The following is a 16360-nucleotide window of genomic DNA, read 5'->3' on the forward strand; positions in this document are numbered from 1 at the left end:
TTAAGTTGATAAGGCATCACATGGTTTCCATCTCGGCCCCGAATAGCGTCACATCGGAACAACTGGTAGAGGGCTTGAGTGCGCCGGACAGCGCGCGCGTGCTGGATGCGTTCGCGTATGCCACCGAAGCGTATGGCGACAAGCAGACCTTTGCCGGCCGCGCTGCGCTGGACTTCGCCATCGGCGTGGCCACCACCCTGGCTTTCCTGCGCAGCGATGCGGAAACGCGCATTGCCGGCCTGATGTTCGAGCTGACCATGCTGGAGCCGGATACGGCGGCCGATATAGAGCCGCGCTTTGGCAAGCAGGTGTGCGACCTGGCGACAGGTGTGCGCCAGCTGATCCGCCTGCGCGCGCTGACCCAGGCGCAGCACGGCAGCGCTGCCGGTCGCGGCAAGAATGCGGCACAGCAAGCCGTGGCCCAGGTGGAAACCTTGCGCAAGATGCTGCTGGCGATGGCGTCCGACATGCGCGTCGTGCTGGTGCGCCTGGCCGCCTGCGTGACGACCTTGCGCTATTTCGCCGAATTAAAGCTGTTCAATGAAATGACGCGCGAATATGGCAAGGAAACGCTGGACCTGTACGCGCCGCTGGCCAACCGCCTGGGCATTTGGCAGCTGAAATGGGAACTGGAAGATTTGTCGTTCCGCTTCATCGAACCGGAAGCGTATAAACGCATCGCCAAGATGCTGGAAGAAAAGCGCATGATGCGCGAGGGCTTTGTCTCCTCGGCGATTTTGCGCCTGCAAACGGAGCTGGCTTCGGCGGGCATCCAGGCGGAAGTATTTGGCCGCCCGAAACATATTTACAGCATCTGGAACAAGATGCGCGGCAAGGAACTGGACTTTACGGCCCTGTACGACGTGCGCGCCTTCCGCGTCATCGTTGCCGACGTGAAAACCTGCTACACGGTGCTGGGCGTGGTGCACAATATCTGGACCCCCATCCCGAAAGAATTCGACGATTATATTTCGCGGCCGAAACCCAACGGTTATCAGTCGCTGCACACGGTGGTGACGGCCGAGGATGGCCGCCCGCTGGAAGTGCAAATCCGCACGAATGAAATGCACAGCTTTGCCGAATACGGCGTGGCCGCGCATTGGCGCTACAAGGAAGAGGGCGGCTCGAACTTTGCCGGCCAGAAATACGACGAAAAGATCGCCTGGCTGCGCCAGCTGCTGGCGTGGAAGACGGAAGTGGCCGACGCCGTCGTGGGCCAGGAAGAAATCCAGCGCGAATGGGTGGAAAAGCTCAAATCGGCCACCCTGGACGACCGCATCTTCGTCATGACGCCGCAGGCGCGCGTGCTGGAATTGCCCGTCGGCGCCACGCCCGTCGATTTTGCCTATCACCTGCACACGGACGTGGGCCACCGCTGCCGCGGCGCCAAGGTCGACGGCATCATGGTGCCCCTGAATACGCCATTAAAGAACGGCCAGACCTGCGAAATCATCACGGCCAAGGGCGCGCCGGGTACGGCCGGGCCGTCGCGCGACTGGCTGGGCGCCGGCTACGCCGTCAGCACGCGCACGCGTTCCAAAATTCGCGCCTGGTTCCATGCCATCGACATGCAGGAAACCCTGGCCCACGGCCGCGCGCTGGTGGAGAAATCCTTGCAGCGCGAAGGCAAGACGGCCGTCAATCTGGAAGCGCTGGCGCAAAAGCTGGGCTTTGCCAAAGTCGACGAGCTGTTCCTGTCGGTGGGCAAGGATGAATTCAGCCTGCGCCACGTGGAGCAGGCGCTGCACGACAATGGCGAAGTGGTGGTGCCGGAAGACGCCGTGCTGGTCGGCAAGAGCCGCGCTTCCAGCGTGGAGCAGGGCGCCAAGTCCGGCGTGCTGGTGGTGGGCACGGAAGGCCTCATGACGGTGCTGGCCAAGTGCTGCAAACCGGCGCCGCCCGACAGCATCGTCGGCTTCGTCACGCGCGGCAAGGGTGTCTCGATCCACCGCGCCACCTGCAAGAATTTCGAGGAAATGCGCGCCAAGTCGCCTGAACGGGTGATCTTCACGGAGTGGGGGAGCACGGGCGGGCACGACACCGTGTATCCAGTCGACATTTTCATTCTGGCCGGCGACCGCCAGGGCTTGCTGCGTGACATTTCTGAAATCTTCTCTCGCGAAAAGATCAACGTGATCGGCGTCAATACCCAAAGCACCAAGGGACAGGCCCGCATGACGTTTACGGCCGAGATCAGCTCGACGGCGCAGTTGTTGAAGGCCTTGAATGTGATCAAGGATGTGAGTGGCGTGTTAGAGGCAAGACGTAGTTAGCAATATTTAACCCCAAGTGAACTGCCGGGGTCGTACCCCCAGGGTACGACCCCGATATTTGCTGTGGGGTTCAATCAGTGTGTTTTGTCACCCGCATGCAGCCCCGCCATCGTGGCCGTTTCCGGCTGCAAAGTAATATGGTCGATGCCATGCTTGCCCAACAGCATCTTCTTGATCGCGCGCAAGACCTTTGGCCAATGGTCGAGGTGCTCGATTTCCACGTGGCCGATCAGGGCCGGCTGGCCCGGCGACATGTCCCAGACATGCAAATCGTGCACGGCAATCACGCCCTCCACTTGTTCCACGTCCGTGCCCACGGCGATATAGTCGATGTGCATGGGAACGCCTTCCATCAGGAAGTGATATGACTCGCGCAGCACGCCGAACGTGGATTTCAAAATCAGCAGGGACACCAGCACCGACAGCAGCGGGTCGATCTGCATCCAGCCCGTAAAGTAAATCACGGCGCCGGCGATGATGGCGGCGACCGAACCGAGCAAATCGCCCATCACATGCACGAGGGCGGCACGCGTGTTGACGCTTTGCTTGTCTTTCGACAATACCCACGCCACCACCACGTTGATCGCCAGGCCGATGAAGGCGACGATGAAGACCATGCCGCCCTTGACGGGTTGCGGGGCGGAAAAGCGCAGCACGGCTTCATAGCAGATCCAGCCCACCACGCACAGCATGGCCAGGCCGTTGACGAAGGCGGCCAGCGCCTCGGCGCGGCCAAAGCCGAACGAGTGGCGCGGCGAAGGAGGGCGCCGCGCGATGATCTGCGCCAGCAGGGCCAGGCCCAGCGCGGCCGCATCCGTGACCATGTGGCCCGCGTCGGAAATCAGGGCCAGCGAATTGGACAGGAAGCCGGCCGCCACCTCGATGCCGGCAAATGACAGTGTCAGGCCCAGCGCCCACGCGAGGATGCTCTGGCTGCGCCCCTCGAACGAGTGGGTGTGCTGGGCGTCACCCTTCAGGTGGGCGTGCAAATGGGTGGCGTCGTGTTCGGTGTGCGTCGGTTGCATGGAATGCTTTGTGGAATGAGGTTGGCGTCAGTGTAATTGAAAAGCAACAACATAGTCGGCATGCAAAAAAACCTGCAGGCCCGGCGGCACTGCAGGTTTCTCCTGAAGCAAACAATGTTACTGCGCCGCCGTCTCGCCGAACTTGCCTTCGCGGAAATCCTGCACGGCCTGGAACACTTCCGCCTGGGTATTCATGACAAACGGGCCGTACTGGGCAATGGGCTCGTTCAAGGGCTGGCCGGCGACGAGGATCACGCGGCCGCCTTGCGGCGCCTCGATGCGCACGCCGTCGCTGCCCGGCGTGTTGGCGAAGATTGCCATGCGCAGGGCGGGCACGGCCTTGCCATCGACCTGCACTTCGCCGCGAAACGTGTACAGGAAGGCATTATGGCCTGGCGGCAAGGGCTGCTCGAAGCTGGCGCCGGCCGGCAAGTCGATGTCCAGGTACAGCGGTTCCGTCAGTTCGCGCTGCACGGCGCCTGCCACACCATGGCTCTCGCCGGCGATCACTTGCACTGCCACGCCCGCTTCCGTCGTGTAGCGGGGGATTTCGCTGCTGGTGAAATCGCGGTACCACGGCGTGCGCATCTTGTCGCGTGCAGGCAGGTTCAGCCACAGCTGAAAACCTTCCATCACGCCTTCTTCCTGTTCCGGCATTTCCGAGTGGATCACGCCGCTGCCGGCCGTCATCCATTGCACGCCGCCCGAGGTCAGCAAGCCTTCGTGGCCCGCGCTGTCCTTGTGGCGCATGCGCCCCGTGATCATGTACGACACCGTTTCGAAACCCCGGTGCGGATGCTCGGGAAAGCCGGCGATATAGTCGTTCGGCTTGTCGCTGGCAAAATTGTCGAGCATCAAAAACGGGTCGAGACGGCGCTGCAGCTGCTGCGTCAGCACGCGGTTGATCTTCACGCCGGCGCCATCCATGACGGCCTGGCCGGCGATCACGCGCTCGACGGCGCGTGCTTTCGTGACGGTGGTGGTATCGCTCATTGCTCTCTCCAGTAGGGAAGACCGGCGCTGGTGCGCCGTCCCGGTTTGATGCCCATCAATCTTTGTGCTTATCTTCGTGCTTATACCAGGATCGCGTTGATCTCGGCATCGGCTTGCGCCTGCGCCTTGGCCACGGCTTCCGGGCCCATGCCCATGCCTTCCGAATATACGTATTGCACGTCGGTCAGGCCCAGGAAGCCGAACATGGTGTTCAGGTAAGGCACCTGGCTATCGTGTGCGCTATCGCGGTGCAAGCCACCGCGGGACAGGCCCGCGTAGACTTTCTTGCCCGTCAGCAGGCCCACGGGGCCGTTTTCCGTGTACTTGAAAGTGACGTTGGCGCGGGCAATCGCGTCGAACCAGCTTTTCAGTTGCACGGTGATGCCGAAGTTGTACATGGGCGCGCCGATGACGATGACGTCAGCCGCTTGCACTTGCGCAATCAGCGCGTCATCGAGGGCGATACGGGCCGCTTGCTCCGGTGTACGCTTGTCGGCCGGCGTGAACAGCGCTTGCAGGGTCGGTTCGTCGAGCACAGGATGCGGTGCGGCGGCCAGGTCGCGGCGCGTCAGGCTTGCTTGTGGGTTGCTGGCTTGCACGCGGGCAACGATGGCGTCAGCCAAACGGGTCGAGGCGGAACCGGTGCTGCGGGCGCTGGAATTGATTTGCAGGATGTTCATCTTGTTTCTCCGTGTGAGGTGTCTTGCGATGGATGAACTATAGCAATTCCAAAATTGATGCGGAAGCCGTTAAAATGGATAACATTAATCCACTAGTGGAACAATCGAGTGTAAAGGTAAATATATGGATATCGATCCCGGAGATTTGCTGCTGTTTGCCAGAGTGGTGGAATGCGGCAGTTTCTCGCGCGCCGCCGTGCGCGTGGACTTGCCCAAGTCGACCTTGTCGCGGCGCATTTCGCTGCTGGAAGCGAAATTGGGCGAACGGCTCTTGCTGCGCACCACGCGCAAGCTGGCGCTGACGGAGTTTGGCGCCAGCCTGCTCGAGCACGCGCGCAAGGTGGTGGAAGAAACGGAGGCGGCCGGCGCCCTGGCCCAGCATCGCCAGGCGGGTCCCAGCGGCTTGCTGCGCATTTCCATGCCGGCCGACTTCGGCGACGCGCTGATGCGCCAGGTGCTGGCCGAGTTCGTGCGACGCTATCCGGCCATTTCGCTGGAACTGGACTTGTCGGCGCGCCGCGTGGATTTGCTGGAAGAAAATTTTGACTTGGCCATCCGCATGGGCAACTTGCCCGACGATGCCAGCCTGGCGGCTCGTCGCGTGGCTTTCAGCACCCTGGCCCTGTATGCCTCGCCGCAATACACGAGCGTGCACGGCTTGCCCGAGCATCCTGACGATCTGTATGGCCATGATTTGCTCAGCTTGCCCCGCGCCGTGCATGGCCTCGTGCACTGGACTTTGATCCGCGGTAAGACGACGTGGGAGCGCGATTTGCCAGTGCGCCTGCTGGCCAATTCGCCGGAATTGCTGGTGCGCATGGCCTGCACGGGCGTGGGCATCGCGGCCAGCACGGACCGCTTTGCCAAGGCGTATGTGGAGACGGGGGAATTGGTGCGCGTGCTGCCGGAGTGGAGTTTTCCGTTGGTCACGGGCTGGGCCGTGTTTCCCGGCAGGCGTTTGATGCCGGCCAAGACGCGCGCATTCCTGGACTTGATGGAGGAAATGTATCAAACGGACGCGCCCGTGTAGGCGCGCGCGCAGATAATTTACTTGGGCACGTTGCCCATGACTTCGCCCAGTTGCACGGGACCGGCCGGTTGCCAGTTGGCGTTGAAGTCCACGGTGCCTTTCGGAAACAGCATGACGACGGTGGAGCCGAGCAGGAAGCGGCCCAGCTCTTCGCCCTGTTTCAGCACCACATTGTCGTTGGCATAGCTCCAGTCGCGCACCTGTCCTGTGCGGGGCGGGTTGACGACGCCGTGCCAGACGGTGGCCATGCTGCCGACGATGGTGGCGCCCACCAGGGTCATGACGAAGGGGCCGTTGGCCGTGTCGAACACGCAGACGACGCGCTCGTTGCGGGCGAACAGGCCGGGAATGCCGCGCGCCGTGGTCGGGTTGACGGAGAACAATTCACCGGGAACATAAATCATGCGCGTCAAACGGCCATCGCACGGCATGTGGATGCGGTGGTAGTCGCGCGGGCTCAGGTACAGGTTGGCGAAGCTGCCGTGTTCGAACTGGGCCGCCAGGGCCGCATCGCCGCCCACCAGGGCCGTGGTGCTGAAGTTGTGGCCCTTGGCCTGGAAGATCTGGTCCTTGTCGATGCTGCCGAACTGGCTGATGCGGCCATCGACGGGGCAGACGTAGTCGGCCTTGGCCAGCGGGCGCGCATCCGGGCGCAGCGCGCGCGTGAAAAAGTCGTTGAAGCTGGCGTAGTGCGCGATGTCCGGGTCCAGCGCCTCATCCATGTTGACGTTGTAGCGGCCAACGAACCAGCGGATCAGGCGCGTGGTCATGGCGCCGCCCTTGGCGCCGGCGATCCGGCCGGCAAAATTGGTCAACGCTCCCTTGGGCAGCAGATATTGAGGCAAAACGGCAAGACGGTCAGACACGATGGGAAGCCTTTGACGGGGTGGTGGGAATCGGCGAAAACGCATTATAGCGGCGATGTGGCGCGCAATGATATGTACCGTATGCAAGGGTGCGTATCGCTGTATGTCACCGAATTTAATTTGCCATAGGAAATATTTTCAGGAAACTGTGCCACTCGGAAAAAATTGCAGCACAATACAGCGGCCTGTTTTTTAGCTTTTAGCCATTTTTATTCAGCCAACTTTTTCAGCCAGGTCATGATGCCACGCCGTTGCCTTCGCCTTACCGTTGTTTGTTCCGCTGTTTTGTTTGCCTGGAATGCCCAGGCCCAGCAATCCGAAACGCCGGCCGCCGCCGAGGCTGCCGCCGCCGCGCCGCTGAAGGCAGAAAAGCCCGCTGCGCCCGCCATGCCAATGGTCGAAGTCAAGGGCAGCGGCTATGATCCGCGCCGTGACGATACGGCCAGCAAGATGGTCGTCAGCAGCGAAGAAATCCTCAAGTATGGCGACAGCAACGTCACCGACGTGCTCAAGCGCTTGCCCGGCATTACCGTTTCCGGCGCGGCAGGGCGCTCGGGCGGCGAAATCCGCATGCGCGGGCTGGGCAGCGGCTACACGCAGATATTGCTCAATGGCGAACGGGCCCCGGCCGGTTTCTCGCTCGACACCCTGTCGCCCGACGTGATCGAACGCATCGAGATTTTGCATGCGGCCAGCGCCGAGTACAGCACGCAGTCGATCGCCGGCACCATCAACGTGGTGCTGAAAAAGGCCGTGAAAACGGCGCAGCGCGACGTCAAGCTGGGCGTGGGCGGCGGCCGCGATGCGTTTTCCAGCAATGCCAATTTGCAATTGTCGGACAAGGACGGCATATTTTCATATTCGCTGGCGGCCTCGTTCTACCGCTACGACTACCACTATGACAATCCGGCGGACAAGCCGGCGCTGGATCTGGGGTACTTGCCCGATGGCCAGCAAAACCTGCTGCGGCATATCACCGGTACGGGCGATGGCCGTTCCGAAGGCATCAATCTGTCGCCCCGGCTGAACTGGGCGTTCGCGGACGGCGATAACCTGACGGCGCAATTCTTTCTCAATGGCGGACGCAGCGATAACAGCAGCCATAGCCGGACCGATACGCTGCTGGGCACGCGGCCCGACTACGACACGAATGACGGTACTTCCGGCAACCACTATGTTTTCGGCCGCACGGACCTGACGTGGGTGCGCAAGCTCGATGGTGGCGCCAGGCTGGAACTGGGCCTGCGAGCCAGCGCCACCAGCAATACGGCCGATAGCCATCCGCTCGGCTACATTGATGGCCTGGGGCTGGTGCTGGACCGTAAGGTGCGTGTCGAGGCGACCTACAGCAGCTTGTCGTCCACCGGAAAGTATTCCGTGCCATGGAGGCCGGGCCATGCGCTGTCCATGGGCTGGGATGGCACGCTCAGCCAGCGCGAGGAGCGGCGGCGCCAGAGCGAGCTGGCCTTGCCGGGCGGCCGCCCGCCCGTCGATAGCGACGAGCATTTCGACGCCGACATCAAGCTCCTGGCCTTGTATGCACAGGATGAATGGGATATCACGCCGCGCTGGTCCATGTATGCGGGCTTGCGCTGGGAAGGCATCGATACACGCAGCGCCGGCGATACCTTTGAGGCCGTGCAGCAGCGCAGCAGTGTGTGGAGCCCGCTGCTGCAAACCCTGTGGAAACTGCCCGACACCAAGGGCGACCAGGTCCGCCTGGCCCTGACGCGTACCTACAAGTCGCCATCGACGTCGAACTTGATTCCGCGCCGTAGTGTCTCGACAAATAATAGCCAGACCGAGCCTGACCGTGAAGGCAATCCGAACTTGAAGCCGGAGCTGGCGCTGGGCATCGATGCCTCGTACGAACATTACTGGGCCGATAGCGCCTTGCTCAGTGCGCGCGCCTCGGCCCGCCGCATCGATGGCTATACGCGCCAAGGACTGCTGTTCATCGATGATCGCTGGGTGTCCACGCCCATCAATGATGGGCGCGCGAATACGCAGACACTGGAACTGGAGGCGAAGTTCCCGTTGCGTGCCGTGCTGGCCGCGCCCGTGCCCGCGCTCGACGTGCGCGCCAGCATCAGCCGCAACTGGTCGCAGGTGGAGCAGGTGCCGGGACCGGACAACCGGCTCGACCAACAAACGCCCCTCAGCGGCAACTTTGGCCTCGACTACAAGACGCCTGATGGCGTCTTGAGCACGGGGGGCAGCTTCAATTTCCGCACGGGCGGTCCCGTGCGCATCACGGAGCGCCAGAGCGCGTACACGTCGCCGCGACGCGACCTCGACCTGTATGCCGTGTGGAAGTTCGATGCGAAGAACCAGCTGCGCGTGGCCGTGTCGAATCTGCTGGCGCAAGATTTCGAAAGCAACACCATCTACACGGACGCCAGCGGCACCGTCGCCCGCAACGGCATTTCCACCAGTTCGCCGCAGGCGCGCGCGACGATGGAAATGAAGTTCTGATGACGGTGTTTTCATGCTGAAAACTCCCGCTGGCCTATAATCTCGGCAATCGCGCGCACGGCCAGTCCGTGCGCGCCACCTTTTACTTTGCCAAGATTGCTTTCCCCATGACGTTTTCTTCCCTCGGCCTGATCGATCCCCTGGTCCGCAAACTCGACGAGCTCGGCTATGCCAAGCCCACGCCCGTGCAGGCGCAAGCGATTCCTGCCGTGCTGGCCGGGCGCGACTTGATGGCCGCCGCCCAGACGGGCACGGGCAAGACGGCCGGCTTTGCCGTGCCCCTGTTGCAGCGCTTGACCCTGGAAGGCGTGGTGGCGCCCCAGTGCGTGCGCGTGCTGGTGCTGGTGCCCACGCGCGAGCTGGCCGAGCAAGTCTATGCCAGCTTCCGCAGCTATGGCGGCAACTTGCCGCTGCGCAGCTTTGTCGCCTACGGCGGCGTGCCCATCGAGCCGCAGATCAGTAAATTGCGCAAGGGCCTCGACGTGCTGGTGGCCACGCCGGGCCGCTTGCTGGACTTGCAGACGCAGGGCGCCGTCAAGTTCGAGCAAGTGCAAACCCTGGTGCTGGACGAGGCGGACCGCATGCTGGACCTGGGCTTCGAGCGCGAGCTCGACTTGCTTCTGATGAGCATGCCCAAGCAGCGCCAGACCTTGCTGTTCTCGGCCACGTTCTCGGACGCCATCCGCGCCATGGCCAAGACCATGCTGAAGGACCCCGTCTCGGTGGAGGTGAGCGCGCGCAACAGCACGGTCAAGGCAGTGAAACAGTCGGTGATCGTGTGCGACAAGAAACGCAAGCCGGAACTATTTTTGCACCTGCTGAAGAAAAAGCGCTGGGGACAGGTTTTGGTCTTCGTCAAGACGCGCAAGGGTGTCGAATTACTGGTGAACACCTTGCTGGAGCAGGGCGTGCGCGCCGATTCCATCCACGGTGACAAGACGCAGCCGAACCGCTTGCGCGCGCTGGCCCGTTTCAAATCTGCCGAGGTGCAGGTGCTGGTGGCCACCGACGTGGCCGCCCGTGGCCTCGATATCGACCAATTGCCCGTCGTCGTCAATTTCGACTTGCCCACCGTGGCGGAAGACTATATCCACCGCATCGGCCGCACGGGCCGCGCGGGCGCTTCAGGTGTAGCGATATCGCTGGTTTGCGCCGACGAAGTGGAATTGCTGTCGGCCGTCGAGGCGCTGACGCGGCAAACCCTCAAACGCAATGAGGAGCCGGGTTTCGAGGCGGAACACCGCGTGCCGGGCACGTCCGCCGGTGGCGCCATCGAGAAAAAAACCGTCAAGGTGCTGACGCCGAAGGCGGCCGAACGGGCCAAGAAGCGCCGCTTTTATAAGTAATCGGAAGCGCCAGGCGCGCTGCATGGAGTTGGCATTCGTGCCATCATGCGGACATGACCTCGATACCTTTGTTCCCGCTCAATACGGTGCTGTATCCCGATGGCTATCTGCCTTTGCAGATCTTCGAGGTACGCTATCTGGACATGATACGTCAGTGCATCATGGGTGAACAGCCGTTTGGCGTGGTGCAGCTGCTGGACGGCGCGGAAGTACGCAAGCCGGGCCAGCACGAAACCCTGGCGCCCGTGGGCACCCTGGCGCGCGTCATCGACTGGGCCGCGCCCCTGTCTGGATTGCTGCAAATCAAATGCATGGGCATGCAGCGTTTTCATATCCTTTCCAGCGAGCAGCTGAAGCACGGCTTGTGGATGGCGCAGATTGAAACCTTGCCGCCCGATAAAACCATTCCCATCCCGCAAGAGCAGCAAAACGTGGCCGACGCGCTGGGCGCGCTGATACGCACCTTGCAGGAGCAAAAAATTCCCCCTGAACAAATGCCCTTGCAGCCGCCGTACCGGCTCGACGAGTGCGGCTGGGTGGCGAACCGCTGGTGCGAGCTGCTGTCCTTGAACGCCATGCAAAAGCAATTGCTGCTCAGCCAGGACAATCCCGTGCTGCGCCTGGAACTGGTGCAGGATATGTTGACCGAAAATGGTTTGCTGGAAGAGTAAATCACCTGAAGCCGCATGTTTGCACATACTTCCGTTGGTGCAATTGCAATTTCTATTGAGAAATACTTTACGCTTTGCCGTGACTGGCATAAGATAATGCCCCTGGGCAAGATTGCCCTGAGTAACATTCAAGAGTACACGATAATGGCAAAAGTAAGCGCGGAACAGATCAATGCGGCAATGGAAGCGATGGCGGGCGAAGGCCAGGCCATCACGGTGCGCGCCTTGCGCGAACGGCTGGGCAACGGCGCCTGCCTGGGCACCATCAGCAAGCTCTTGCAGCGCCGCAAGGCAGGCGCGCAGCGCCAGATCGCTGCCGCCGCCGAATTGTCGCCTGTGCTGCAGCAAGCCATCCTCGATTATGTAGGACAGGAATTAAGCGCCAGCCACAGCGCGCATGAAGCCGAGATGAACGACAATCAACAGGAATTGATGGACCTTGCCAGCGAGAACGAGCGCCAGCAAGAAATGCTCGACTTGCAGGCGGGCGAACTGGAAACTTTGCGCGAGGAGCTCGAACGCGAGCGGCAAGTGGCCAACCAGGCCCGCACCGACCTGGCCAAGGCGCAGCTGCGACTGGAAGGCTTGCCGCGCCTGGAAGAGGCAGCCGAGCAGGCGCGCATGGACCTGGCCAAGGCGCAGTTCAAGCTCGAAGGCATTCCTCGCCTGGAAGAGGCTGCCGAAGCGGCGCGCGCCGAATTGATCCAGGCCCAGCTGAAGCTGGAAAGCCTGACGCGCGTGGAAACGGAACTGGCGGCCGCGCGCCTGGAACTGGAAGCGGAACGCGAAGAGCTGGGCGAAACGCGCGCCGAGCTGGACGAAGAGCGCACCTTGCGCATCAAGGCGCAGCAGTTCATCGTCGATCCCATCTTCAAGACGCCTGTCTGAGGACGCCTGACCAAACCTGCTGCGCGACGGTTTTGTCAGGTCTCGATGCGTCGTAGGGAATGTGTCATGCGTGCCGAAACGGGCCTTGCTGGCTTAAAATGGCGCAATGTCGCGCCATGCCGTGCGGCGCCTGATCGCAAAGAAGGTTTATGTCTGTAGAGAAAGAAGTGCCGCTCCCGCTTGTGGCCACCCCCGTATCGCCGCGCGCGTTGCCGCCCAGGCCGCCAGCCGAATTCAGTTCGCCCGAAGCGGCGCTTGCGCGCAAGCAAGCGCGCGAAGACAAGGATGCGCAGGTGCGCGGCGTCACGTCCATCGATGCCATGCGCGAGGCCATCAAGCAGGCGGCGCGTGACTTGCCGGCCATCAGCGCCGTGCCGCATCTGGGCATGCTCGATGCCGCCGCCTTCCGCGCGCGCGCCGCGCTGGGCCTGCCTTTCCTGATGCGCGGGCTGGTGCAGCGCTGGCCCTTGTCCCAGCTGGAGCCCGGCATCTTGCGCGAGCAGTTCAGCCATGTGTCCGTGCGCGCCAGGGTGGGCGACTACATCAACACGGCGTTCGCGGCCGACCGCGCCATGCAGGATATGTCGATGGGGCAATATCTGGACCTGGTGGCAGAGGGCAAGTACGCGCTGCCACCGTACCTGGGCAACCTGGAATTGCGCGAATTGAACCGCCTGTGCCACTGGCCCACGTATTTCGACAAGATGGGCCCGCCACGCTTCTGGGTGGGGCCGGCTGGCACGGTCACGCCTTTGCATTGCGATTACGACGACAATATCTTCGCCCAAGTGTGGGGCCGCAAGCGCATCTTCCTGTCGCCGCCGCACCACGACGCCTTCCTGTATCCCAGCGAAGCGAATGCCATCCTGTTCGGTTCCCCCTTCGACCCGGAAGCGCCCGATTTCGAACGTTTCCCCCTGGCGCGCCAGGCCAGCATGATCGAATGCATCGTCGAGCCGGGCGACATGCTGTACGTGCCCGCCGGCTGGTATCACCAGGTGCGCGCGCTGACGTTTTCGCTATCCTCGAACCGCTGGGCCAGGGCCGTGCCGCTGGCCTTGCATGGCGGCACTGCGCTGCGGCGTACCGCGGCGTAATATGATGGCGCGATGGCCTTGCCATCGGCGCGCAGGCAGTGTGGGCCATGATCGTCCAACTTGCTATCATGTCTCCTCGTCCGCAACGCCATCGGCATGGAGAGCAATGATCACGTCCAGCTTGCAGAATCGTTATATGGGCGCCATGCTGGCGCTGGCCTGTGGCGATGCCATCGGCACGAGCGTGGAGTTTTCTCCGCGCGGCAGCTTTGCGCCGGTGACGGGCATGACTGGCGGCGGCCCTTTCGGCCTGCAGCCGGGACAATGGACGGACGATACCTCGATGGCGCTGTGCCTGGCCGAGAGCCTGGTACTCAAGGGGGCGTTTGCGCCGGAAGACCAGATGGCGCGGTATCTGAACTGGTGGCAATGGGGCTATCTGAGCTCCACCGGCACCTGCTTCGATATTGGCGCCACGGTAAGAGCCGCACTGGCCAGCTTCCAGGAAACGGGCAATCCCTGGAGTGGTTCCACCGCGCCCGATTCCGCCGGCAATGGTTCGCTCATGCGCCTGGCTCCCGTCGTGCTGTTTGCCTATCCGGATGTGGCGGCGGCCGTGGCCTACGCCGCCGATAGCTCGCGCACGACCCATGCGGCGCCGGAAGCGGTCGAAAGCTGCCAGTTGTTTGCCGCCTTGCTGTGCAGCGCGCTGGCGGGCACGCCGAAAGAGGCGCTCATGGACAGTATCGCTTACCGGCCTGCCGAACCCAGACTGAGGGAGATGGCGAGTGGCCGTTTCATCGCCAAGACGGAAGGGCAGATACGCGGCACCGGTTATTGCGTGGAGTCGCTGGAAGCGGCGCTCTGGTGCTTCTTCAATACGGACAGCCTGGAAGACGCCGTGCTGCGCGCCGTCAACCTGGGCGAGGATGCCGATACCACTGGCGCCATCGTCGGCCAGCTTGCCGGCGCGTATTATGGCGCCCAGGCGATTCCGCCGGCGTGGCTGAACGCCCTGGCCATGCGCGGCGATATCGAAGAGCTGGCGGGTAAATTGTTCAAGCGGCCCCGGGCCTAGCGCAGGCTGCAGCCCACCAGCAACAGCATCGGCCGCTCGCGCTCTTCCGCCAGGGCCGGCTGCTGCGCGATCTGTTCGTCTGTCGGTCCCCATTCTTCCACATGTTCCAGCTGGAAACCGGTGCGTAGCAAGGCATTGATGGTCGTGCCCAGGGTGCGGTGCTGCTTGATCACGCCGGGCGCCAGCCAGTCCGACACGCGCGGGCCTTGTTGCTGGTAGTTGTCGACGGGCCAGCGCTTGCGGCCCTGCGCATCGGTCAGCCAGCCGGGCTGGCGCGGCGCCATGAAGATCGGGTGCTCGATGGAAAACACCAGCTTGCCGCCAGGCTTTAAACCATGGCGGATGGCGGCAAGCAGGGTGTCGAAAGCTTCGATGTAGTGAAACGTCAGCGAACTGTAAATCAGATCGTAGCTGGCGGGCGGCAAGGCCAGTTGTTCCAGGTCAAGCCGGGCATAGCTTACGGTGTCATGAGTGCCCATGCCACTTGCCTGCGCCAGCATCTTTTCCGACACATCCACGCCCAGCACCCGCGCCGCGCCGGCGTCAGCCGCCCAGCGGCAGAACCAGCCGTAGCCGCAGCCCAGGTCGAGTACCTGTTTGCCTTGCACGTCTGGCAGCATGGCGCGCAGGGCCGGCCATTCGGGCGCGCTGTCGAGGCCACCAACGGAGCGGGGCAGCTGGCTGTAGGCCGTGAAGAAAGCGTCGTTGTCGTAGATATTCTGTGTCATGTGTCTGCATCCTTGTGGACGGTGCGCTTGGCATGGCCGCTGCGCTGCGCCCGGTAAATGCCCGCGTGGCCGGAAAACAGATACGCCACCACGCAGGCGATGGCCGCGTACACGCCGATTTCGGCGCCGAACAGTTCCATGGCCATCAGGGTCGAGGCGATGGGCGTGTTGGCGGCGCCCGCAAACACGGCGACAAAACCGATGGCGGCCAGCAAGGTGACGGGCTGGTGCAGCAGCGGCCCCAGCGCATTGCCCAGGGTCGCCCCGATGTAGAACAAGGGCGTCACTTCGCCGCCCTTGAAACCCGTGCCCAGCGAGACGATGGTAAACGCCATCTTGCCGAGAAAATCCCAGGCGGGCAGCGGCTCCTTGAGGGCGTCGACGATGGTGGGGATGCCCAGGCCGATGTAGCGGTCCGTGCCCAGCAGCCACACGGCGGTGGCGATGATCACGCTGCCGGCCAGCGGGCGCAGCGGGGCATAGCTGATCCAGCGCTTCATCAGCCCGCTCAAACCGTGCGTGGCTTGCGCAAATACTTTACCCGTCACGCCGAACAGCATGCCCGCGATCACCATGGCGCACAAGGTCCAGGCGGAGAGAGTGGGGGTCAAAGGCACGGCGTAATGCGTGTGGCTAATGTGCAAAACCGGCCCCCATAGCAGGACCACCTGGTCGGCGATGACGGCAGCTAGCAGGCAGGGCAGCATGGCTTCGTAGCGCAGGCGGCCGATGGCCAGCACTTCCAGGCCGAAGATGGCGCCCGCCAGCGGCGTGCCGAAGACGGAGGCAAAGCCGGCGCTGATGCCGGCCATCAGGATGATGCGCCGGTCTTCATTGTTTAACCGAAACATGCGCGTCAGCTGGTCGGCTAGCGCGCCACCCATTTGCACGGCCGTGCCTTCGCGCCCGACAGAGGCGCCGAACAAATGCGAGAGCACAGTGCCACCCAGCACCAGCGGCACCATGCGCAGCGGGATGATTTTTTTCGGGTCGTGGATTTCATCGATGAGCAGATTCGCGCCGCCTTCCACCGAGCTGCCATAACGCAGATACAGCCAGCCGACGGCAAAGCCCGCCACGGGCAACAGCCAGATCAGCCAGGCGTGCGCCAGGCGCGTGCGCGTCGCCCAGTCCAGAGCGAACAGGAAGCCGGCCGAGGCCGACCCTGCCAGCACGGCCACAACAAAGGCGATCAGCAGCCATTTCAACAGATGCCGTAACAGATCGGTGAAGGCGCTCAGGCGTTGCATCGGGCATCCAGTCAGGGCTG

General features: G+C 62.8%; 14 protein-coding genes. 8 read left to right on the top strand and 6 right to left on the bottom strand.

What is annotated here, in order from left to right; genetic code table 11:
* The first annotated feature begins 20 nt into the window (after positions 1-20).
* Positions 21-2273 carry a RelA/SpoT family protein gene (locus ACQ4W0_RS16820; RefSeq protein ID WP_436577774.1) on the top strand — a complete coding sequence of 751 codons (2253 nt, stop codon included), beginning with the start codon at positions 21-23 and terminating at the stop codon, positions 2271-2273.
* A gap of 74 nt (positions 2274-2347) precedes the next feature.
* On the opposite strand, the gene ACQ4W0_RS16825 is transcribed toward ACQ4W0_RS16820, so the two are convergent.
* From ACQ4W0_RS16825 to ACQ4W0_RS16835, 3 genes are all read right to left on the bottom strand, one after another.
* A complete protein-coding gene (locus ACQ4W0_RS16825; RefSeq protein ID WP_436577775.1) occupies positions 2348-3298 on the bottom strand; it encodes a cation diffusion facilitator family transporter in 951 nt (316 codons plus the stop codon).
* A 117-nt stretch (positions 3299-3415) separates the two neighbouring features.
* Positions 3416-4291, bottom strand: a complete 876-nt coding sequence (locus ACQ4W0_RS16830) for a pirin family protein (RefSeq protein ID WP_436577776.1) — start codon at positions 4289-4291, stop codon at positions 3416-3418.
* Between the two features lie 80 nt (positions 4292-4371).
* A complete protein-coding gene (locus ACQ4W0_RS16835; RefSeq protein WP_436577777.1) occupies positions 4372-4971 on the bottom strand; it encodes an FMN-dependent NADH-azoreductase in 600 nt (199 codons plus the stop codon).
* 124 nt (positions 4972-5095) lie between these two features.
* Between ACQ4W0_RS16835 and ACQ4W0_RS16840 the strand changes: the two genes are divergently transcribed.
* Positions 5096-6001, top strand: a complete 906-nt coding sequence (locus tag ACQ4W0_RS16840) for a LysR family transcriptional regulator (protein ID WP_436577778.1) — start codon at positions 5096-5098, stop codon at positions 5999-6001.
* Between the two features lie 17 nt (positions 6002-6018).
* Here the strand turns inward: ACQ4W0_RS16840 and asd are convergent, their stop codons facing one another.
* Positions 6019-6867, bottom strand: a complete 849-nt coding sequence (gene asd, locus ACQ4W0_RS16845) for an archaetidylserine decarboxylase (RefSeq protein ID WP_436577779.1) — start codon at positions 6865-6867, stop codon at positions 6019-6021.
* Positions 6868-7152: 285 nt separating this feature from the next.
* Here asd and ACQ4W0_RS16850 point away from each other — a divergent pair, with 285 nt between their 5' ends.
* From ACQ4W0_RS16850 to ACQ4W0_RS16875, 6 genes are all read left to right on the top strand, one after another.
* Positions 7153-9342, top strand: a complete 2190-nt coding sequence (locus ACQ4W0_RS16850; RefSeq protein WP_436577780.1) for a TonB-dependent receptor plug domain-containing protein — start codon at positions 7153-7155, stop codon at positions 9340-9342.
* A 107-nt stretch (positions 9343-9449) separates the two neighbouring features.
* On the top strand, positions 9450-10688 hold the full coding sequence (locus ACQ4W0_RS16855) for a DEAD/DEAH box helicase (protein ID WP_436578046.1): 1239 nt from the start codon (positions 9450-9452) through the stop codon (positions 10686-10688).
* Between the two features lie 53 nt (positions 10689-10741).
* Positions 10742-11359, top strand: coding sequence for an LON peptidase substrate-binding domain-containing protein (locus ACQ4W0_RS16860; RefSeq protein WP_436577781.1), 618 nt, complete (start codon positions 10742-10744; stop codon positions 11357-11359).
* 144 nt (positions 11360-11503) lie between these two features.
* A complete protein-coding gene (locus ACQ4W0_RS16865; protein WP_436577782.1) occupies positions 11504-12247 on the top strand; it encodes a DNA-binding protein in 744 nt (247 codons plus the stop codon).
* Positions 12248-12396: 149 nt separating this feature from the next.
* The gene (locus ACQ4W0_RS16870) at positions 12397-13344 is read left to right on the top strand and encodes a cupin-like domain-containing protein (protein WP_436577783.1); all 948 of its coding nucleotides are present in this window, start codon (positions 12397-12399) and stop codon (positions 13342-13344) included.
* Positions 13345-13450: 106 nt separating this feature from the next.
* Positions 13451-14362, top strand: coding sequence for an ADP-ribosylglycohydrolase family protein (locus ACQ4W0_RS16875; protein ID WP_436577784.1), 912 nt, complete (start codon positions 13451-13453; stop codon positions 14360-14362).
* Here the strand turns inward: ACQ4W0_RS16875 and ACQ4W0_RS16880 are convergent.
* Positions 14359-15090, bottom strand: a complete 732-nt coding sequence (locus ACQ4W0_RS16880; protein WP_436577785.1) for a class I SAM-dependent methyltransferase — start codon at positions 15088-15090, stop codon at positions 14359-14361. The genes ACQ4W0_RS16875 and ACQ4W0_RS16880 overlap by 4 nt on opposite strands.
* A complete protein-coding gene (locus tag ACQ4W0_RS16885) occupies positions 15087-16340 on the bottom strand; it encodes a voltage-gated chloride channel family protein (protein ID WP_436577786.1) in 1254 nt (417 codons plus the stop codon). The genes ACQ4W0_RS16880 and ACQ4W0_RS16885 overlap by 4 nt, the downstream gene beginning before the upstream one ends.
* Positions 16341-16360: the final 20 nt, after the last annotated feature.

The sequence above is a fragment of the Janthinobacterium breve genome (genome assembly GCF_051380895.1).
Lineage (GTDB): Bacteria > Pseudomonadota > Gammaproteobacteria > Burkholderiales > Burkholderiaceae_D > Janthinobacterium.